This window comes from Chloracidobacterium sp., assembly GCA_025057975.1.
Lineage (GTDB): Bacteria > Acidobacteriota > Blastocatellia > Chloracidobacteriales > Chloracidobacteriaceae > Chloracidobacterium.
In genome coordinates this window covers 80,305-100,380 of the sequence record JANWUV010000015.1, presented here as the reverse complement: position 1 = coordinate 100,380, position 20,076 = coordinate 80,305, and the positions used below count along the sequence as shown (strand labels likewise).

Annotated in this window: 13 protein-coding genes; 8 read left to right on the top strand and 5 right to left on the bottom strand. The window is 61.2% G+C overall.

The features are described from left to right. Positions 1-59 precede the first annotated feature (59 nt). Positions 60-1,526, top strand: a complete 1,467-nt coding sequence (hpnJ, locus tag NZ585_13005; GenBank protein ID MCS7080952.1) for a hopanoid biosynthesis associated radical SAM protein HpnJ — start codon at positions 60-62, stop codon at positions 1,524-1,526. A gap of 905 nt (positions 1,527-2,431) precedes the next feature. Further along, the gene (locus tag NZ585_13000) at positions 2,432-2,683 is read left to right on the top strand and encodes a hypothetical protein (protein ID MCS7080951.1); all 252 of its coding nucleotides are present in this window, start codon (positions 2,432-2,434) and stop codon (positions 2,681-2,683) included. A 137-nt stretch (positions 2,684-2,820) separates the two neighbouring features. On the opposite strand, the gene NZ585_12995 is transcribed toward NZ585_13000, so the two are convergent. The 5 genes from NZ585_12995 to NZ585_12975 all read right to left on the bottom strand — a co-directional run bounded on the left by NZ585_12995 (position 2,821) and on the right by NZ585_12975 (position 12,842). Beyond that, positions 2,821-6,642: a carboxypeptidase-like regulatory domain-containing protein gene (locus NZ585_12995; GenBank protein MCS7080950.1), complete on the bottom strand. Its 3,822-nt coding sequence runs from the start codon at positions 6,640-6,642 to the stop codon at positions 2,821-2,823. 451 nt (positions 6,643-7,093) lie between these two features. Continuing rightward, positions 7,094-8,041, bottom strand: coding sequence for a cobalamin-binding protein (locus tag NZ585_12990; GenBank protein ID MCS7080949.1), 948 nt, complete (start codon positions 8,039-8,041; stop codon positions 7,094-7,096). Between the two features lie 120 nt (positions 8,042-8,161). Continuing rightward, positions 8,162-9,043: a presqualene diphosphate synthase HpnD gene (hpnD, locus tag NZ585_12985; GenBank protein ID MCS7080948.1), complete on the bottom strand. Its 882-nt coding sequence runs from the start codon at positions 9,041-9,043 to the stop codon at positions 8,162-8,164. Beyond that, positions 9,040-9,963 carry a squalene synthase HpnC gene (gene hpnC / locus NZ585_12980; GenBank protein MCS7080947.1) on the bottom strand — a complete coding sequence of 308 codons (924 nt, stop codon included), beginning with the start codon at positions 9,961-9,963 and terminating at the stop codon, positions 9,040-9,042. The genes hpnD and hpnC overlap by 4 nt, the downstream gene beginning before the upstream one ends. Positions 9,964-10,079: 116 nt before the next feature. After that, entirely contained in the window at positions 10,080-12,842 is a 2,763-nt protein-coding gene (locus NZ585_12975; protein MCS7080946.1) for a response regulator, read from the bottom strand. A gap of 230 nt (positions 12,843-13,072) precedes the next feature. Between NZ585_12975 and NZ585_12970 the strand changes: the two genes are divergently transcribed. The 6 genes from NZ585_12970 to NZ585_12945 are packed head-to-tail and all read left to right on the top strand — an operon-like array spanning position 13,073 to position 19,920. Next, positions 13,073-14,023, top strand: a complete 951-nt coding sequence (locus NZ585_12970; GenBank protein ID MCS7080945.1) for an alpha-E domain-containing protein — start codon at positions 13,073-13,075, stop codon at positions 14,021-14,023. A gap of 11 nt (positions 14,024-14,034) precedes the next feature. Beyond that, positions 14,035-14,763: a peptidase gene (locus NZ585_12965; protein ID MCS7080944.1), complete on the top strand. Its 729-nt coding sequence runs from the start codon at positions 14,035-14,037 to the stop codon at positions 14,761-14,763. Further along, on the top strand, positions 14,760-15,104 hold the full coding sequence (locus NZ585_12960) for an Hpt domain-containing protein (protein ID MCS7080943.1): 345 nt from the start codon (positions 14,760-14,762) through the stop codon (positions 15,102-15,104). Before NZ585_12965 ends, NZ585_12960 begins: the two co-directional genes overlap by 4 nt. 46 nt (positions 15,105-15,150) lie before the next feature. Next, positions 15,151-15,954 (top strand): SDR family oxidoreductase, encoded by an 804-nt coding sequence (locus tag NZ585_12955; GenBank protein ID MCS7080942.1) that lies wholly within the window; start codon positions 15,151-15,153, stop codon positions 15,952-15,954. Beyond that, positions 15,954-16,682, top strand: coding sequence for a 5,6-dimethylbenzimidazole synthase (gene bluB, locus NZ585_12950; GenBank protein ID MCS7080941.1), 729 nt, complete (start codon positions 15,954-15,956; stop codon positions 16,680-16,682). The genes NZ585_12955 and bluB overlap by 1 nt, the downstream gene beginning before the upstream one ends. Beyond that, complete coding sequence (locus NZ585_12945) at positions 16,663-19,920, top strand: glycosyl hydrolase (GenBank protein ID MCS7080940.1); 3,258 nt, start codon at positions 16,663-16,665, stop codon at positions 19,918-19,920. Before bluB ends, NZ585_12945 begins: the two co-directional genes overlap by 20 nt. Positions 19,921-20,076: the final 156 nt, after the last annotated feature.

Here is a 20,076-nt window from a genome sequence, read left to right as displayed (position 1 = left end):
CCGCGTGACGTGCGCCGACCGCGCTGATGACACGCGGCGATGGGGAGAGACAAAATCCTATGCCGATGAAGACGTTGCTTTTGAATCCACCGTCGTTTGAGGGTTTTGACGGCGGCGCGAGTTCCCGTTGGCCGGCGACACGCGAAATTGCCTCCTACTGGTATCCGGTGTGGCTCGCTTATCCGGCCGGCATGATTCCCGGCGCACGGCTGGTGGACGCCCCGCCCCACGGCATCGGAGTTCAGGAAACGCTCGCCATTGCCAAGGACTACGAGTTTATTGTGCTGTTCACAAGCGCGCCGGGACTGCACAACGACCTCAAGCTGGCGCGGATGTTCAAGGAACAGAACCCGCACGTCAAGATTGCCTTTGTGGGGCCGCATGTCACCGTTCGCGCTGAAGAAACGCTTCGGATGGCCGAGGGCGCGATTGATTTTGTGACGCGCAAGGAGTTTGACTACACCGTGACGGAGTTTGCCATGGGCAAGCCGCTTGCAGAGATTGACGGCGTTGCCTACTTGGACGCCGCCGGGCGGTTTGTCAGCACGCCGGAACGGCCGCCGATTCATGACCTCGACGCCCTGCCGTGGGTGACGGAAGTGTACGCCCGCGATCTTGATTATACGAAGTACAACGTGCCGTTTCTGCTGCACCCGTACGTGGCGTTTTACTCGACGCGCGGTTGTCCGGCGCTGTGTACGTTTTGCCTGTGGCCGCAGACGATTTCTGGTCATCCGTGGCGCAAACGGTCGGCAGGGGATGTCGCGGCGGAGTTCGCCCGCGCGTGGGAGCTGTTCCCTAAGCTGAAGGAAATCTTCTTCGACGACGACACGTTTTCCTATCAGCCGTCGCGGACGATTGAAGTGTGCGAGAAGCTCAAGCCGCTAAAGAAAACATGGTCATGTACGGCGCGCGTCACGACGACGTACGACGCCCTCAAAGCAATGAAGGAAGCTGGTTGTCGCCTGTTGATTGTCGGGTTTGAGTCGGGCGACGACCAGATTCTTCAGAACATCAAGAAGGGCGCGACGACTGAGATGGCGCGGCAGTTTATGAAGAACTGTAAGAAGCTTGGCTTGGTCGTCCACGGGGATTTTATTTTGGGGCTGCCGGGCGAGACGCCGCAGACGATTGAGAAAACGATTCGTTTTGCCAAAGAGCTTGACTGCGAGACGATTCAGGTTTCGATTGCGCACGCCTATCCGGGAACGGAGCTTTACGACTATCTGGTCGAGAACGGCTGGCTGACGGAAGACGCAATGACGGATGAAGAAGGCCACCAACTACCACACATTGAATATCCGGGTCTGACAAAGGCGCAGATTATGAAGGCTGTCGAAGACTTTTACGACAGCTATTACTTCCGGCCGAGGATTGTGGCGCGGATCGTCGGCAAGGCGATCTTTGACCCTGCCGAGCGGAGACGGCTCTTCAGAGAGGCGCGCGACTTCCTGCGACTGCGCTCGAAGCGGCAGGAGTACTACCGCAGCCAAGTGGAAACCGCCGGAACGCACAAGGGCGTTTGAAGCGGTTAGCGCGCAAAGCGGGCGGCGAGTATAGTCAAGTGTTCCCGCGCGATGGCGAGTACTGTTACACATCCAAGGTAGACTTTTGAAGCTGCTTTGGGAACGTGTATAGAACTTGCTGTCCCAGCGTGGCCGCCACTCGGCGCAGGCGCTTTTGAGGCGGATGACGTCGCTTGGGTGCTGACGGGCGCTCCCCTTTAGAGCAGTTTCCGCAAGGGTTGTGATTCCCGGTGTAAACCGCGCCAATGTTTGGAGTGCGGCGCATTCCGTCGCTTTCCCGCGTGGCGGCTCGACGCCACGCGCCACGCCAAAACGGCGGCGATACTCGCCCATTTAGAGCCTTGTCAGGTTTTTGGCGCTTGTTTGACCAAACTTGTACCGGCAAAAAGAGGCGGTCTAAAGTTGTATCTATTAGGAGTATTGCGGGCTAAGGCTCATCCAAAAAGCTTATTTACGGTTTAACAAGGGGATAGGCTTTTGATTTTAGGACGCACAGAGGGCTAGCCTGTATGTTGCTGCCTGTACATTGGCAAGCTGCGGCTTAAGGGGGCAGCAGGTGAACTGCTGGTTTCGGTTTTGCTCGCTGCGACTTGACCTGTGGATTAAGCCGATGCCTTAGCTGAGCTTTGCCCAGCTGTACAGCACAGCTTACCTGCCTCCCATTATGCCACTTACACTGTAAAAGCCGTCAGTTATGGACTGAGGAAGTCTTGCTATCACTATTTCCTCTTCATACTCAACTGCTGCAGAAGCATTCTTAGTTTCTTCACTGCCGCCTTTTAGAGGTAGTACGCCATGTCCGCTTCAAATCAGAGCAGAACCAACTTTTAGAATAAAAATGCTATTCATTCAGTACTATCGCTAATGTCTTGCATTATGGCTCGGTCAGAGAACTACGTTTGCCGGTGACGATTCATTACAGCGACGAAATTGCAGAGTTATCATTACTTGGTATCAAACCTAAAGAACTAGAGGGTGATGTATTTTTCTGGTTAATAGAAGAAAGATTACCAGAAAGCTATGCTGGCCAGTTGCTTGCTCTACCCACGCTGCGGTCAATGCGCCAGCAAATCAAAAGTTTTATCGAAAGCTGTCTGACAGGTAAGATCATAAACATTGTTTTGCTGATTTATAGAAGTCATGTGCATGTTTCCTGAAAACTCAAACTACACAGGGTTGGAAAAGAAAACCAGACAGACGAAGTTTCTATTGAGAAAGCGTATGAAAATGGGGTCTGCGAGAAAAAACGGGGGCGAAGGGTCGCCCCCGAAAAGTTGCGGCCGATGGTTGTTGGTTAGAAGACGTACCGCAGTACGAACTGCATGAAGCGCGGCGGGTTTTGCACCGCCGTGAGCCGCCCAAAGTTCGGCAACGGCTGGTTGCGGAAAGGATCGGTCGGCGTCGCCAAGGTCTGAATCCCAGCAGAAGTTGGATTTGGACCAAAGGGCTGGAAGTTGGTGACGTTGAAGACCTCCCACCGGAACTGGAGCGACTGATTTTCGCTCCACGGCATCGTAAAGCTCTTCCCTAGGCTGGCGTCAAGGTTGGCGAACGCTGGAAAACGGAAGATGTTGCGGTCACCGGTTTCGCCGGGCCGCGCGCTGCGGAAGCTCTGCGAGGCGAAGACCGGATCCCGGAAGAGATTCGGGTTGTTGCCGCGCGTCGGGGAGGTCGAGATTTGCCGGATGCGCACGGCGTTGCTCGGCACCTGCCAGTTGGTGGCATAGGCTGTGCCGTCGCCCGTCGCAGCGCCGGCGACAGGGCCAGAGTTGTAGCGCGCAATCCCGGCCAACTGCCAACCGCCGATGAAGGCGTCCAGCAGACGCGAAGCGTTGCCGAAAACCGCCCGCCCGCGCCCAAAGGGCAACTGAATGACAAAGTTGGCGTTGATGACATGCCGCAGGTCGAAGTTCGACACGGCGCGGTTGTCACGCTGGCGGAACGGATTGAGGACAAAACCGCCGCCACCGAAGAAGGTCGCCGTCTGCAACCCGGAGGCGTCGTCCAACGACTTCGAGAAGGTGTAGTTGAAATCCCATGTTAGGTAGTTTTTGTATCGCTGGCGCACCGTGACGGCGAGGCCATGGTAGTCGGACGTGCCAAAGCTGCCGATGGTGTTGAGCGCGCCGTACTGCGGATGGAAGAACAGGTCTTCACCTAGCGGCGAGATGCCGGTAATGCCATAGCCGCCCGGACGCGGGCTGTTGTTGAGGATGAGCTGGACGGTCGTCCAGTCGGCCGGTCCCAACAGTCCCCACGCGCTGGGGTTCAACAACATGGCATAGATCGCCTGGCTGTTGGTCATGCCGGCCTGAATGCCGCCAAACCCAGCGAAGAGGTTCGCCAGAATGCCGGGGAAGAGGATGTTGTTGAAGTAGGGGATGTTGGGGATTTGCGAAATCGGCGTGTTGTTGCGCCGGAGGTCCTCAAGTTGGCCGGCGGCGGTGTACCAATCCACGCCCGTGCGCGGATCAACGAGGTTGTTGAGCGCCATCACGTCGCGCTGCGCCAGCAGGTTGCGTCCCAGCCGGCCGATGTAGGCGGCTTCAAAGAACAGCCCGGCCGGCAACTCCCGCCCGATGGAAAAGTTCCAGCTGAAGTTGCGCGGCAGGCGCGTCGTCTGGTCAATAGATTGCTCGATGCGCTGCTGGCCGTCGTCCGGCTGACGCAGCGGGAAGGTGATGCGCGGCGGCGGGTTGATGCCGGGGAAGTTGCGGAAGCTCTGTCCCTGCGCCGTAAAGAGCGGCGCAAACGGCGGCCCCGTCAACCGGAACTGCGCAAACGACGTTTGCTGCTGCTGGACGAAGCCGAGCGTGTTGCGCTGGTCGAACTGGACGGCGATCTGTTGTCCAAAGTAGTCGTTAGTTAGCGCAAAACCGGCGCGGATGACCGTCTGTTGCCGATTGCCGAATATCTTGCTCAGGAAACCATTCTTGAAGTCCGGCGACCAAGCAATGGAGACGCGCGGCTGCCAGTTGTTGTAGGCGAACTGGTACAGTGGGTCGCCGCCGTTGGCTGGTCCAGCCAAGTTGATGGTGATGAGCTCGTTGAACGGCCGGCCCTGCGCCGCACCTTGTGCGCGCCCGCGCAGGAAGTCACCGAGCGGGATATTCGTCCCGGCCTGAAAGCCGTTTTGCTCGTAAACCGGCCGGCTTAGCCCATAGCGAATGCCATAGGTGAGCGTCAGGTTCGGCCGAATGCGCCAGACGTCTTGGAAGTAAAAGTCGTACTCCTCGGCTGCGAAGGACCGATTTGTGGGTGTTCCAGCCGGCAGCAAGTTGCCACGCTGGTCGTAGGTCAGAAACACTGTGTACTGATTGATGCGCCCGATGAGCGCGTTGACAGCGTCGCGTACCGGCACGCCACGGCCGGGCTGAATGGCAAGACCAAGGTTATTGATGGCGAAGGTGTTGATGGGGGCGGTCAGGCTTTGCGCATAGAAGATCGGGTTGATGACCCCAAAATCGAACGCTTGAGCAAAGCCGATGCGCCGGTTGCGGATGATGCGAATGTTCGTCCCGAACTGGAATGTGTGATCGCCGAACACATACGTCGTGTCATTGGTGAAGTTGTGCGTCGGCGTGATGCGGTCGAGCGTCCGCGCGTTGGCGGTCGGCTCAAACACAAACCGGAAGCTGATGAAGTTCTGCGACGTGTCACCCTGGGAACTGGTGGCGAAGCGCGTTAGCCCGTAGCGGAACACATTCGTCCAGCGGTTGCTGATGTTCCACGTATGACCAGCGGCGATGCCCACCGGATGTGACCAGAGCCGTTGCGGTGGCGTGTCGGGGAAGAATGACGTGAAGTTTTGCACGTCATACTGCACGTTAGCGCGAGCGAAGAGCGTGTGTTTGCCAGCGTTGTCCACCTTCCAGTCAAGGCGGGCGATATGGGCATTGAAGTCAAACGGTGTCGGCGCGTTGAAGCGGAAGCCGCCTGTGTTGACGCCGTCGCCTGCGCCTGTGTCATTGGCCGGGTAACGCGCGGCCGCCTGCGCCAAGTAGGCCACGGCCGCCGGATTGAGCGCCGAACCGCCGCCGGCCGCCGCCAACGCCGGAAATGCTTGGCTGATTTGTGCAGCGGTCAACGTCCGAATACCGACCGGCGCGCCTGTCGCGGCGTTGACGGCGTTGAAACGCAACTCGCCACGCCCAAGATGCGGCAGCGGCACGGTACGCAGCACCGACGTCTGCGACCGATCACGCCGTCCCTCGTAGTTGTAGAAGAAAAAGAGCCGGTTCTTGACAATCGGCCCGCCAATTGCGCCGCCGAAGACGTTTTGCAATACGCGCGGTGTCCGCTGACCAATGGCGTTGGTGAACCAGTTGCCCGCGTTGCCGATGGTCGGGCGGTGGAAGAAAAACGCCGAGCCGTGGAACTCGTTCGTCCCGCTCTTGGTGACGAGCGAAATCTGCGCGCCTGACGACCGTCCTTGGTTAGCGTTGGGATTGCTGATGGTGACGCGAAACTCCTCGACCGACTCCGGCGAGGTGCGCAGAACGGGTGAAAACGCTGAGTTATTCTGCTGTTCGTTGACATCCACGCCGTCAAGCGTGATGTTGCCCTGGTCGCTGCGCGAACCGCTCACGGAGCCGTCCGGGGCAACGCCCGGTTGTAGGTTCAATAGACCGGCGATGTTGCGCGCCGCGAGGGGCAGCTCAAGAATTTGCCGCTGGGCAATGGTGTTGCCGATGCTGGCGTCCTGACGGTTAAGGATGGCTTCCGTCCCCGTCCCGGTGACGGTGACGGTCTCACTGGCGCCGCCGACGGCAAGGACAACGGTGAGCGTCGTACTGCCGTCCACTCGCGCCCGGAGGTCGGTTTGTTCGTAGGTTTTGAAGTTAGGCGCTTCCACTTTGATGGTATAGGAAGCCGCTGGGACGCCGCTAAAGTTGAATGTTCCGGCTTCGTTGGTGGTCTGGGTTCGACTCGCGCCTGTCGCCTGGTTGGTCAGCGTCACCGTCGCGCCGGCGACAGCGGCGCCTTGCTCATCCGTCACTGTTCCACGAATCGTCCCCGTCCCGATTTGCGCCGCCGCTAACCCGCCCATGGCCCATAGCCAGAGAGCGCACAATAGCGGCGTCAGCCCGTGCACTACAGAAGGTCGTGCAAACATCTTCATCGAAATCCTCACTTTACGATGGGTTCTCGTCGCTTCCCCAAGAAACAGCCAAAGCCCGCCCTGCCGCGCACAGCAAGTCGTTCGGCCGCCTTTTGCCTTTGACTGAGCGACGCTTAGTTAGCAATGAGGGCAAATGTAATGCCAAAAACCTTTATGCTCTACGGTCGGCGGACCGACTCACTGGTGTAGCGGCGGGCGTCTGTAAGGTAAGCCAAAATACAGTTTTTGCGCCGTCGGTCTTCGCCTCGTACAGCCAGCTATCTCCGCGACGCGAACGCCTCTAAGAACAACGGAAATTTTGGACGAACTTCAGATTTTTGGTTGTCAGACGACCTTAGCCGTAGCCAGCCGTGATGAGCAAAGACAGAAACAGCCGACGGTGCATTTCCGGGGTCAGTTTCGTCTCCGCTTGAGCAGGCGCACCGGGGCAGCGACCAGAGCCTGCCTACACCACCGCCAGCGCAGGCTGCGGCTGAGGCTGGTACACGAGCGCCGGGCCGACTGCCGGTCGAGGGTGAAGTGTAGGATGCAGCGCGTGGGCCAGGATTTCCAAGCTTTCCACCAAGCGCGGGCCAGGACGGCTGAAGTAGTGTGACCCGTCAGTGATGTAAACCCGCCCCTGCCGAACAGCTGGCAATGTCCGCCAGATCGGGTTGGCGGCAAGTTGCGCCACGTCTTCCAGCGTCCGCTCAACCGAGAAGCCGCAGCAGGCGATAAAAATAACCTCCGGCTGCGCCGCTGCGATCGCTTCCCAGGTCAGCGTCCGCGATGGGACGCCGGGGCGACCCATGACCTCTTCGCCGCCGGCCAACTGAACCAGCTCCGGGCTCCAGTGTCCGCAGGAAAAGGGCGGATGCAGCCATTCCAGCAGGGCGACCCGCGGCCGGCGTGATACAGCCGCCGAACGCTCTGCGACGGCAGCGACGCGCGCCTTCAGTCTTGTGACAACCTGCACCGCCCGCGCCTGGCATCCGGCAGCCTCGCCAACCAGGAAGAGGCTGTCGAAGACTTCGTTGAGCGTTTGGGGTTCAAGGTTGACGACGCGCGGCGCGCCGGGCAGTACGCAAGCGGCGGCTTTGACCTCTTCTTCGGCGACGGCGCAGACATCACACAACGCCTGCGTCACAATCAGGTCTGGCCGCAGAGCCTCAAGCGTTGGCAAATCAAGGGTGTAAAGTGCCCGGTTCGTTTGCAGCCGCTCGCGCACCAAACCGTCAATCTCCAAACTTGTCGCGTCGGTGGGAATCAGCGTGTGCGTGACCTTGGGCAAGTCGCGGACGAAAGACGGATAGTCACACTCGTGCGTGACGCCAACCAGCTGTGATTCAAGGCCTAATGCGCAAATAATTTCCGTCGCACTCGGCAGCAGCGAAACAATTCTGAGGTTTGTCATCCGGGCCTCCAAGCGGTCAGGTTTGAGCCGAAGCTTACGTCGGCGCAGCGCGAAAGCGCGAGCCACACCGGCGTTCTCAAGCGTTTTGAGGAGCGGTGCCGCCGTCCTTCCGACGGGCCATCAAGCTCTTCCCAGACGCGCCCTGAGCAGTAGGGAAGCAGCGACCAACGCTTTCTGAAGCCTAGACAGCCGTGGGCGGCGGCGAAACACGTCAAAGCGCGTCGCTTCCATCTGGTCAAGCAGCTTGAAATAAATCGTCGCCATGATCTCCGCCGCCACCATCGCCGGACGGTCTTCTGGGTGCAACGCTTGAAGCGCCTGCGCGCGAAAATCCCGCGCCCGCTGCGCTTGCCGCGCCGCTAGTCGCGCAAAAGCTTCGCCGTAACGGCCATCCTGCAGGTCGCCTTCAGTGACGCCTTCCGCTGCCATCTCGTCCAGCGGCAGGTACACTCGCCCCCGCGCAGCGTCTTCTTTGACATCCCGCACAATGTTGATGAGCTGCAGAGCCTTGCCCAAGTGTATCGCATAGTTGCGCGCGCCAGCGTGCCGATAGCCGAAAATCTCAATGCACATCAGTCCAATGACCGACGCGACGTGGTAACAGTACTCGTCCAGTTCGGCGAAACTCGCATAACGGCGGCGCGCCAAGTCCATCTCCATGCCCCGAATGAGCGCCAGAAAGTGTTCCTGCGGAATTGGAAACCGCTGAAGTATGGCCTTGAGTTCGCGCGCGAGCGGATGACGCGGTACGTGGCCGTTGAAGCAGGCTTGGATTTCGTCGCGCCAGCGGTCAAGCTCCGCCTGCGGATTGGTCTTTCCGGTCGTATCGCCGTCCACAATGTCGTCCACAACACGGCAGAACGCATAGACGGTTTCAATCGCCCGCCGCTGGGGCTTGGGCAAAATGAGGAACGAGTAAAGGAAGTTTGTCCGTGAACTGTGTGTGATGCCTTCGGCGACCGGCGGTCGCGGCGCGGTGATATGGCCAAAGAAGTTTGTCATGCAGGGTCGTGAAGCGTCGGGGCGTGGCTAAGGGGCAAAAAGCGGTTACGGCGGAACGCGCCAAGCACCATCCGTACTTTGTCACGGACGCCAAGCGTCGGCCGACGGTCAAAAACATTGAACCGGATGCGTCGCAACGCCGTCAGGATGGTCATCCCACCCAACCAAATCAGACGCAGCTCCACCCCCAAGCGACCCGGCGCCAGCCCACACAGCGGACGCCCACGCTCAAACAATGCCTCCGTCCGGTCGGCGAGGCTTTCCATCAGGCGGACGTATGCCGGGGTGTACCGCCGTGCCGCCAAATCCAGCTCCGTGTAGCCATGCGCCGCCATGTCGCTCAGCGGAATGTAGATGCGATCCTTTTGCAGGTCCACGACGACATCCTGCCAGAAGTTGGTCAGTTGTAGCGCTGTACACACAGCGTCCGACATCTGGAGCCACGCCGGGTCGCGGTGGCCGAACAACAGCAGGATCAAGCGTCCCACCGGATTGGCCGAACACCGACTGTAGGCCAGTAAATCTTCAAACGTGGCATGGCGCGTCCGGCGCACGTCGAGTTCAAACGCATCCAGCAGATCATGAAACAGCTTCACCGGCAGCGCGTGCGTGCGGATTGTGTGCCCTAGCGCAACGAACACCGGATGGGTCGCCTCGCCGTTGGCGCAATCCTCAAGCCGTCGCCGCCAATCCGCCAAGTTCGCTAGTCGCTCCTCCGGCGTATGCACGCCCTCATCGGCGAAGTCATCCGCCGCGCGCGCAAACGCATAGACGGCGTAGACGTGCGGGCGGACGGCCGGCGGCAACGCCAACGAACCAACCGGGAAGTTTTCATAGTGCCCAAGCGCGACGCGCCGGCAGTAGGCGTAAGCAGCTTCCAGCGCCGCCGCCTGACAACCCAAAGACAGCGGGCATGACATGGTTTGTGACAACCGGAGCGCAGCGCGAAACAGCATATGGCTGGTTTGAACAATATCCGACGGTGAGACCCGCCCGGCTCAAAGACGGACGATATTGATGACGGTGGGGGCGACCGTCAAGGGTGTCCAGACAAACTGCTGTTAGGGGAAGGGAGTTTATGCTTGTTCCTCTCGGGGAGCGGTTGTTGTAAGGCTTCGTCAAACGCGACGCGCGTGGCTTCAAAAACCTCCTCTGCTGTCCGCAGGTGCTGCGGCCATTCGGCGGCGTCAGGCGCTTTTTCAATGCGTCGGACGATTTGCGCTAGTCGCCGCGCGCCAACTTGCGCCGCCCCACCGTACAGTCGGTGCGCAAGGGTGCGGACGGCGGTTTCCTCTTGACGTTCTATCGCCGCCCGTATCTGTTGCAGTTGATTGGCAGCGTCGTCTAGGAAAGTGGCGACAATCTGGCGGGCCAGTTCAGGAGCCGCAGCGCCGCTAATGGCGACGCCCGTCCCAATGTAGAACGCCTCAGTGTCAAGCAGACAGGCGTCGGTGGTTTCCTCCATCGGTGGCGCCTGGCGCGATTGCCGGTCGCCGTCCATTGTCCCGCCCTCACCAAACAGGCGGCGCAGCAAATTCTCCAGATCAGCCATTCGGAACGGTTTCGCCAAGTACTCGTCCATACCGGCCGCCAAACAGCGGTCACGTTCATCGGCGAGCGCGTTGGCGGTCATTGCGACAATCGGCGTCCGGCGTCCAGCGGCGCGTTCCCGCTCGCGAATGTGCATCGTCGCCGTGTAGCCGTCCATCTCAGGAAGTTGACAGTCCATCAGAATGAGGTCTGGTTGATGTGTCTGCGCCATCATCAACGCCTCAGACCCGCTGGCCGCGATGACGACGCGGTAGCCCAGCAGCTCCAGCATGCGCTGTGCAACGCGCTGGTTGATGGGATTGTCTTCGACCAATAAAACCAACCGGTGGCTGGTGCATGTCTCCGCCCGTGCGGGAGACGACGGCGCAGTCGGCCCGGCGGCTGGAATACCTTTCGGTGTTTCGCGCGTCGGTTGCCCTGTCCCCTTGGCGCGCAGCGGGTTGAGAGCGGTACGCAGCGCTTCTTTGAGCGCCTCCGTCCGCACCGGCTTGGTGACGTAAGCACTCACACCCAACCGCCGCATCTCCTGCGTTGTTGGTGGGGGCGGCTGAGTGAGCAAGATACACGGCAGTTCCCTGAGTTGGCTGTCGGCGCGAATCTGTTCAAGCAACCACAACCCGCTCATAGTCGGCATCTGGGCGTCCAGAAGGGCGACCCGAAACGGCTGCTCACTGTGCGCCGCCTCACGCAGCACCGCCAACGCCTCCTCCGCGTTGGAAACCACGTCGCAAAAGAGACCGAAGTCGGTTAGTTGCTGGGCGATGACTGTCCGGTTGGTGGCGTTGTCGTCCACAACCAGTGCGCGCAGACCAAACCAGAGTTCGTAAGTTGAAGCTGGCTGGCTGACATCCACTTTCTGAAATGTCGCGGTGAACCAGAAGGTCGAACCCTTGCCGACTTCGCTTTCCACACCGATGTCGCCGCCCATCATACTGACCAACCGTTTCGAGATGGCCAGACCTAATCCCGTCCCCCCGAAGCGGCGCGACCGTGAGGAGTCCACCTGGGTAAACGCCTCGAAAATGTCCGCTTGCGCCTCCTTGGGAATCCCAATGCCAGTGTCGGTGACCGAAAACCGAAGGGTCACATCGGCTTCCGTTTCGGCTTGTTTCGTCACCCGCACCACAACTTCGCCCTTGTCGGTAAACTTCACAGCGTTGCCGACCAGGTTGAGCAACACCTGGCGCAGGCGGACGGCGTCGCCGCACAACTGCGCCGGCACGTCGCGGTACACGAGCGTAACCAGTTCCAGCGACTTCTTGCGTGCAACCGGGGCGACTGTCTCAACCGCCTGCTCAACCGTCGCCCGGAGATCGAAGTCGCTCGACTCTAAGGAAAGCTTGCCGGCCTCAATCTTGGAAAAGTCCAGAATGTCATTGACGATGACCAGCAACGCTTCGGCGCTGTGGCGAATGGTTTCGGCTAGGTCCTTCTGCTCAGGTTTGAGTGCGGTTTTCAGAAGGAGGTCGCTGGCGCCGATGATGCCGTTCATCGGCGTCCGAATCTCGTGGCTCATATTAGCCAGAAAGTCGGACTTTTTGCGTGCCAAATCGAGCGCCGCATCACGAGCCTGCTCAAGCTGGGCGGTGAGTCGCCGGCGGGCGTTAAGTTCACGCGCCACCAACGTGTAGGTCGCTACTAACAGGCCGATAATGACGCCGGCGCTCACCATGACCAGCCACTCCAAGCGTTCGGCGCTTCGCCGGGCCACCGCCATGGATTGTTCCAAACGGCTGCGGGCTTCCCGCCCGACGCCTTCAAGTTGTTCCTGAAGGCGTTCCGCCAATTGGTCGCCTTCAGGTCCCGGCACAAACGCAAGCGCCGCTTCCCGATCCGTCCGCCGAAGCGTCATCACGCGCTCCAAATACGTTTGACCCTCGCGCAGAATCTGGTCGAGACGCTCAACCCGCTCAAGCTGCGATGGCTGGCCGGCGACTTGCTCACGAAGCTTGTCTAAGAGTCGCTGGAGGTAGGCAGCCTGCCGTCGCGTTTCCCTGGCGACATCTTCTCCGCCAGTGATGACGTAACCCCGTACCTGAAGGCGTACGCGCAGCGCGCACGCTTCAGTGTCGGAGACCAACTGGAGCGTTTCCAAGCCCAGTCGCACATCAGTTTCGGCTGTTTGCAGTTGGTACACCGTCGTTGAGGCCGCTGCCGCTAGTCCAAAGAGGATTAGCGCCACGGCGACGAAGCCTGCCGCTAAGCGGTGGCGGGAAGAAAAAACCTTTTTGGCCAGTTCGCGCAACATAGCGGTTCTTCAGCTTTGCCAAAAGGCAACAGGGCGTTTGGGGCGGCGACGGCGTGCTGGGTCAACCGCTGGATGCTTTGCTCACCGCGAAGACCTGCCCCTTCCCCAACGGGTTGACGAAGGCGAACCAAGCAAGGCAGGCTTCGCCGCACATACCCTAGCACACTGTACTGCCGTCTTGACGCCGCGCCGCTTTGGGCGGCGGGCGGCGGGCGCTGCAACGCCTCCATATGCTGAGCCGGGTTGCCGATTCCATCTTTTGGATGAGCCGCTACATTGAGCGGGCGGAAAACATTGCGCGCTTTGTGGATGCGACGATGACGCTGACGCTTGATCTACCGGCTGACGACACCGCTGCATGGTCGGAACTCATCGCCAGCGTCGGCGATCCTGAAGATTTTGCCGCCCGCTACGGCGCACCGACGCCGGCGGCGGTGTTGCGTTACCTGACCTTTGATGAACGCAACCCGAACTCCATCCTCACCACGTTGTCACGGGCGCGCGAAAACGCCCGGTGTGTCCGCGACACCATCTCGTCGGAAATGTGGGAGCAGGCCAACACGTTCTACCTCAACGTCAAGGCGGCGGCGGCGCAGGGCCGCTTCGGCGCTATGCCGCATGCGTTCTTCACGCAGGTGAAACTGGCCAGCCACTTGTTCGTCGGCGTAACGGATTCCACGATGTCCCACGGCGAGGCCTGGCATTTCAACCGCATCGGTCGCCTCCTTGAACGGGCCGACAAAACCGCCTCGATTCTGAGCGTCGAACGCCTCAACGCCGCCACCGCTCTCAACGGCGAGGCGCTCATCAATGACCTGCAATGGTCAGGCTTGCTCAAGGCGGTGAGCGCGCATGAGATGTACCGCAAAAAGTACGGCCGGATTGAACCCCGCCGCATTTTTGAGTTCCTGCTGCTTAGCCGTGAGTTTCCACGTGCGGCGCACTACTGCCTGTTGCGCTGCGTTGAGTCGGTACATGCGATTTCCGGGACGCTTCCCGGCACCTACACCAACCTGCCTGAACAACGGCTAGGACGGCTGGCGGCGCAGTTGGACTACGCCGGCGTCGAGGACATCCTCCCGCCGGAGTCGCCCACCGACGCCCGCCCCTTTCTCAACCGTTTTCGGCGCGATTTGTACGCCGCCGGCGACGCCATTGCGGCGACTTTCTTTCCAAACTGAACGATTCGACGATGACTTTTTGCTTGGGCATCAAAACCGTCGCGGGGCTGATTGCCGTCGCCGACACGCGCATTACGTCGGGGACGGAGTGCCGCACCTCGCGCAAGTTGACCATTCACCGCGCCGCCGCCGCGCCGGTCTGTGTCATGACTTCGGGGCTGCGCTCGGCGCGCGACAAAGTCGTGACGTACTTCGACGAATGGCTGCGCGGCGAGTCGGTCATTCACCGCCGGCTGTACGAGCTGGTCAACGCCTACGGCGAGCAAGTTCGGCGCGTCTTCCGCGAAGACCACGCCATGCTCGAACGCGACGGCCTCCGCTTTGACCTGTTTTCCATCATCGGCGGACGCTTGCCCGACGACGGCGAGCATCGCTTGTTTCTGGTCTATCCGCAGGCGAACTGGGTAGAAATCGGCGAGTCGTCACCCTACGCCATCATCGGCAACGCCTTTTACGGGAAGCCGATTCTGGACCGGATGCTAGATTACGGGTGCTCGCTTGGCGCGGCGCTCAAGGCCGCGCTGCTGGCGTTTGATTGCACGCTGACCAGCGCAAGCGACGTCAGCTACCCGCTCGATGTAGCTGTTCTGCGCGCGGGCGCGACGGAGTTCATCGAGCATCGCTTTACGGAGTCGGCTATGGCAAGCTACGCCGCCTGGTGGCGTACGAACCTACGTCGCCTCAACGCCGACGCTCCGAGCGACTGGCTGACGGCGCTCAATCTGGAGGCTGACCGATGAACGTGCTTGACCCTGAAACCATCGCCTCGCTCAAGGCGCTTGACGAAGGCGACGGCTTTTTCGCCGAAATGGTGGAAACGTTTTTGTCTAATGCCCGTTCGACGTTGGAACGCCTCTGCGCAACCCAGTCAGCCAACGACATCAAGGAACTAGAGCGCGCCGCCCACAAGTTGCGCGGTGCAGCCAGCACCGTCGGCGCGCAGTCCCTGATGAAGCTCTGTGAGGAGCTGGAGCGCGCGGCGCAGCAGGGTGACATCCCGGATGCGGCGGCCAGAGTGGCGGCTATCAAAGCCGCGTTTCAGGAGGTGGTTGTCGCCCTCGAAGCCGAAAGGCAAGCTTAGAAGCGCTCATGCCAAAAGGAGCTGCCCTATGCCGCCGCGCGTGGATATTGGAGAAGTGCTCAAGGATCAGGTTGCGCTCGTGACCGGAGCCAGTTCCGGCATTGGCGCGGCGGTGGCGTGCGAACTGGCGCGCGCTGGGGCGGCCGTGGCTGTCAACTACGCCGGCAATCCGTCCGGCGCACAGGCGACGGCCGACGCTATTACCGCCGCCGGCGGCCGAGCCGTCATCGTCAAAGCCGATGTGAGCATTGAAGCCGAAGTGGCGGCGATGTTCGCCGCCGTCATTGAGGCGTTCGGTCGGTTGGATATTCTGGTCGGCAACGCCGGACTCCAACGCGACGCCGCGTTTGTGGAGATGACGCTTGAGGAATGGGAGCGCGTCATCGCCGTCAACTTGACGGGACAGTTCCTGTGCGCGCGCGCCGCCGTCCGGCAGTTTCTCGCCCAGCCGCCGCGCCCGGAAGTTTCCGCCGCACTCGGCAAGATTATCTGCATGTCGAGCGTCCACGATGTCATTCCGTGGGCTGGACACGTCAACTATGCGGCGTCCAAGGGTGGCGTGTCGCTGCTGATGAAGTCGTTGGCGCAGGAAGTCGCCGAGAAGAAAATTCGCGTCAACGCCGTCTCGCCGGGCGCAATTCGGACGCCCATCAATCGCGCCGCATGGGAGACGCCAGAGGCGGAAGCCGCGCTGCTCAAGCTGATTCCCTACGGGCGCGTCGGCGACCCGGAAGACATCGCCCGCGCCGTCGTCTGGCTGGCGTCGGACGCCTCGGATTATGTCACCGGAACGACGCTCTATGTGGACGGCGGCATGACCTTGTACCCGGAGTTTCGAGAAGGCGGCTGATGGCGGACAACATTCCGACGTGGTGGTTTTCCGACGCCGAGCGCGCGGCCGTCTATCGCGTCATCCATACGCGGCGCGACATTCGTTCAACGTTTTTGCCGACGCCGCTTCCCGACGAGGTGTTATGGCGTTTGTTGGACGCGGCGGCGGCTGCGCCGTCGGTAGGCTTTATGCAGCCGACGGAGGTGGTTGTCGTCCGTGATGTCGAGACGCGGCGGCGCATCCAGCGGCACTTTGAAGCCGCCAACCGGGCTGCGGCCGAGGTTTACACCGGCGACGACCGCGCGGCCTACGACGCGCTCAAGCTGGCGGCGATTCTCGACACGCCGCTCAACGTCGTTTTTCTATGCGACACCACGACCGTTCGCGGACGTGGGCTGGGTCGCCAAACAATGCCCGAAACGGCTGTGTTCTCGACGGTGTGCGCCGTACAAAACTTCTGGCTTGCCGCGCGCGCTGAAAATGTCGGCGTCGGCTGGGTCAGCATTCTCGAACCCGCCGCCGTCAAGTCGGCGCTCAGCATTCCCGACCACCTGACACTGGTCGCCTACCTGTGCGTCGGCTACGTCAGCGACTTCCCACGCCAACCGGAGCTTGAAACTAAGGGGTGGGAGAACGCCCGCGCGCTTACCGATATGGTTCACCTCGATGTGTATGGCCACCCCCTGCCGCCCCCCACCGCCATTTTGGGAACTGCCTCTAACGACAATGCACACCAACACTCGTAACGGCTCATCCAAGGCAAGGTTTGATTCGCCTTTCCCTTCACCCTGCCGTCCACAAGCCTTTGTCTGGTTGGCGCTTTGGCTGTTGGCGACCACGGCCGTCCGGGCGCAACAGCCTGCTGCGAAAGCCGCCGCCGCGCCCAAAGCTGAAAGCGCGAAGGCGGAAATCCTTGTTGGGCTCAAGTACCGCCAAATCGGCCCGTTTCGCGGTGGGCGCGTTGGCGCGGTGACGGGCGTCGTCGGACAACCCAAACTGTACTACTTTGGCGCAACCGGGGGCGGCGTGTGGAAGACGACCGACGGCGGCGTGACCTGGCAGCCGCTTGGGGACGGAACCTTCCGTACCGGCTCAGTTGGGGCGATCGCCGTCGCGCCAAGCGATCCGAACGTGATCTACGTCGGCATGGGCGAGCATACGTGGCGCGGCAACGTCTCGCATGGCGACGGGGTGTACAAGTCCACCGACGCCGGCCGGACGTGGCGGCGCGTTGGTTTGGAAAATACGCGCCACATTGCGCGAATTCGGATTCATCCGACAAACCCCGATGTCGTCTATGTCGCCGCCATGGGACACTGCTTCGGCCCGAACGCCGAGCGTGGCGTCTATCGCTCGACCGACGGCGGCAAGACATGGCAGCGCATCCTGTTTGTGAGCGAGAAGGCAGGTTGCGCCGACTTGGCGATGGACCCGACTAATCCGCGCATCCTCTACGCCGGGATGTGGGAAGCGCAGCGCGGGCCGCACTTTTTCTCCAGCGGCGGCCCGGGCAGTGGCTTATGGAAGACAACCGACGGCGGCGAGACGTGGCAGGAACTGACCCGCAAGCCAGGCCTGCCCAAGGGCACGCTCGGTAAGATTTGCGTCACCGTCTCGCCGGCCAATCCCGACCGGCTGTGGGCGAGCGTCGAGGCCGAGGAAGGCGGCATTTTTCGGAGCGACGACGGCGGGGCGACGTGGACGCGGACGACCGGCGACCGCAACTTGCGCCAGCGCGCGTGGTACTTCTCGCGCGTGCAAGCCGATCCGAAGGACGCCAACGTGGTCTATGCACTCAACGTGCAGTGGTATCGCTCCGGCGACGGCGGACGGACGTTCACGGCCATGCCAACGACGCATGCCGACCACCACGACCTCTGGATTGCGCCTGACGACCCACAACGCATGATTCTGGGTAACGACGGCGGCGCGTCGGTTTCGACCGACGGCGGACGCTCGTGGACGGAGCAGGATCAGCCGACGGCGCAGTTTTACCGCGTCGCGCTCGACAACCAGTTTCCGTTTTTTATCTACGGCGCGCAGCAGGACAACACGACCGTCGGCATTGCAAGTCGGACGACACGCGGCGGCGGCATTGGCGTCCGCGACTGGGAGGATGTTGGCGGCGGCGAGTCGGGCTGGATCGCGCCGCATCCGGCGAACCCGGATGTCGTCTTTGCTGGGAGCTACGGCGGGCTGCTAACGCGCTACGACCGACGGACGGGGCAGTTGCGCGATATTACCGTGTATCCCGAAAACCCGATGGGCGCAGGCGCGGAAAGCATGAAATACCGCTTTCAGTGGAACTTCCCGATTGTGATGTCGGCGCATCCGCCGCATCCGCTCTACGCCGCCGGCAATCGGCTGTTTCGCAGCGACGATGAGGGCGCAAGTTGGCGCGCGATTTCGCCGGATTTGACGCGCAATGACCCGACGAAGCTCGGCCCGTCGGGCGGTCCCATCACGAAAGACAACACAGGTGTTGAGTACTACTGCACGATTTTCGCGCTGGCCGAGTCGCCCAAGACGGCAGGTCTCATCTGGGCCGGCACGGACGACGGCCTCGTGCATGTGACGCGCGACGGCGGCGCGACGTGGGAAAACGTCACGCCCAAGGGGTTGCCCGATTGGATTCAAATCAACGCTATTGAGGCGTCGCCGCATGAGCCGGGCGCGGCCTACCTGGCGGCGACGATGTACAAGCACGACGATTTCGCGCCGTACCTCTACAAGACGACCGACTACGGCAAGACATGGACGAAAATCGTGAACGGCATCCCGTCCGACGCCTTTACGCGCGTCATTCGGGAAGACCCACGGCGACGCGGGTTACTCTACGCCGGGACGGAGACCGGCATGTACGTTTCGTTTGACGACGGGGCGAACTGGCGGTCATTGCAGTTGAACCTGCCGGCCGTACCGATTACCGACTTGGCGATCCATCCGCGCGACAACGTGCTGGTTGTGGCGACGCAGGGGCGGTCATTCTGGGCGTTGGACGATCTGACGGTGGTGCAGCAGTACGCGGCGCGCGCCTCGGACGGCGGCGTACGGCTGTATGCGCCGGAAAAGGCGTACCGGCTGCGCGGCTTCGGCGGCTTTGCGCCGCCGCCGACGGCGACGGTCGGCGCGAACCCGCCGACGGGCGTGGTGGTCTGGTTCGAGTTGCCCGACAAGCCGCTCAAGCAAGTGTCGCTGGTGTTTGAAGACGCAGCCGGGAAGCCGCTGCGAACATTTGTCGGCAAGCCAAAGGATGCGGCGGAAGCGGAGCCGCCGAGCGGGCGCAGCGACACGCCGCCGGATACGTTTACCTACGAGCCGGGGCTGAATCGCTTTGTGTGGGATATGCGCCTGCCGGGCGCGACGCGCGTGCCGGGCATGGTGTTGTGGGCGGGCGACTTGCGCGGGCCGCGCGTTTTACCGGGCGCGTACCGTGTGACGCTCAAGGCCGACGACGTGCAGCAGTCACAGACATTTGAGATTGTCTCCGACCCGCGTCTAACGGTGGCGCTCGAAGACCTCAAAGCGCAGTACGACTTGCTCCTTGCCATTCGGGACAAGCTTTCTGAGACGCACCGAGCGATTCTGGACATCCGCGATGTGCGACGGCAGCTTGAAGAAATTGAAGAGCGGCTGCGCGGACGCGACGACGCGCGCCCACTGCTGGATGCGGCGAAGTCGCTCAAGGAGAAGCTGACGGCGATTGAGGAAACACTTGTTCAGACAAAGATTCAGAGCAGCCAGGACCCGCTCAACTACCCGATTCGGCTCAACAACAAGCTGGCGGCGCTGATTGGCGTCGTGGACAGCGCCGACGCCGCGCCGACAGCGCAGTCGCGTGAAGTCTTTGCTGATTTGAGCACTAAGGTTGACGCGGAGCTTCAAAGGCTGCGCGAAGTTCTGATGCGCGATGTCGCCGACTTCAACACCAAGTTCCAGACGCTAGGCCTACCGCGCATCATGCCACGCGCAGCGACGCCGTGAGGCTGTGTTGTTCCTTTGCGGTAAGACAAGCCACCTTGTAGGAACACACAAGGACATACGCTGGCATGAGACATACGCCGGCATGGCTAGGAAAAGGGCGTCTTCCAGCAATCAGTAAGCATAAAGAGGGCAAGCTTAGTTTCGCTGCTCCACAGC

Excerpts from the sequence above, each read along its gene's own strand:
- hpnJ (MCS7080952.1), top strand. The coding sequence starts at position 60 with ATGCCGATGAAGACGTTGCTTTTGAATCCACCGTCGTTTGAGGGTTTT.
- NZ585_12995 (MCS7080950.1), bottom strand. The coding sequence starts at position 6,642 with ATGTTTGCACGACCTTCTGTAGTGCACGGGCTGACGCCGCTATTGTGC.
- NZ585_12990 (MCS7080949.1), bottom strand. The coding sequence starts at position 8,041 with ATGACAAACCTCAGAATTGTTTCGCTGCTGCCGAGTGCGACGGAAATT.
- hpnD (MCS7080948.1), bottom strand. The coding sequence starts at position 9,043 with ATGACAAACTTCTTTGGCCATATCACCGCGCCGCGACCGCCGGTCGCC.
- hpnC (MCS7080947.1), bottom strand. The coding sequence starts at position 9,963 with ATGTCATGCCCGCTGTCTTTGGGTTGTCAGGCGGCGGCGCTGGAAGCT.
- NZ585_12975 (MCS7080946.1), bottom strand. The coding sequence starts at position 12,842 with ATGTTGCGCGAACTGGCCAAAAAGGTTTTTTCTTCCCGCCACCGCTTA.
- NZ585_12970 (MCS7080945.1), top strand. The coding sequence starts at position 13,073 with ATGCTGAGCCGGGTTGCCGATTCCATCTTTTGGATGAGCCGCTACATT.
- NZ585_12965 (MCS7080944.1), top strand. The coding sequence starts at position 14,035 with ATGACTTTTTGCTTGGGCATCAAAACCGTCGCGGGGCTGATTGCCGTC.
- NZ585_12960 (MCS7080943.1), top strand. The coding sequence starts at position 14,760 with ATGAACGTGCTTGACCCTGAAACCATCGCCTCGCTCAAGGCGCTTGAC.
- bluB (MCS7080941.1), top strand. The coding sequence starts at position 15,954 with ATGGCGGACAACATTCCGACGTGGTGGTTTTCCGACGCCGAGCGCGCG.
- NZ585_12945 (MCS7080940.1), top strand. The coding sequence starts at position 16,663 with ATGCACACCAACACTCGTAACGGCTCATCCAAGGCAAGGTTTGATTCG.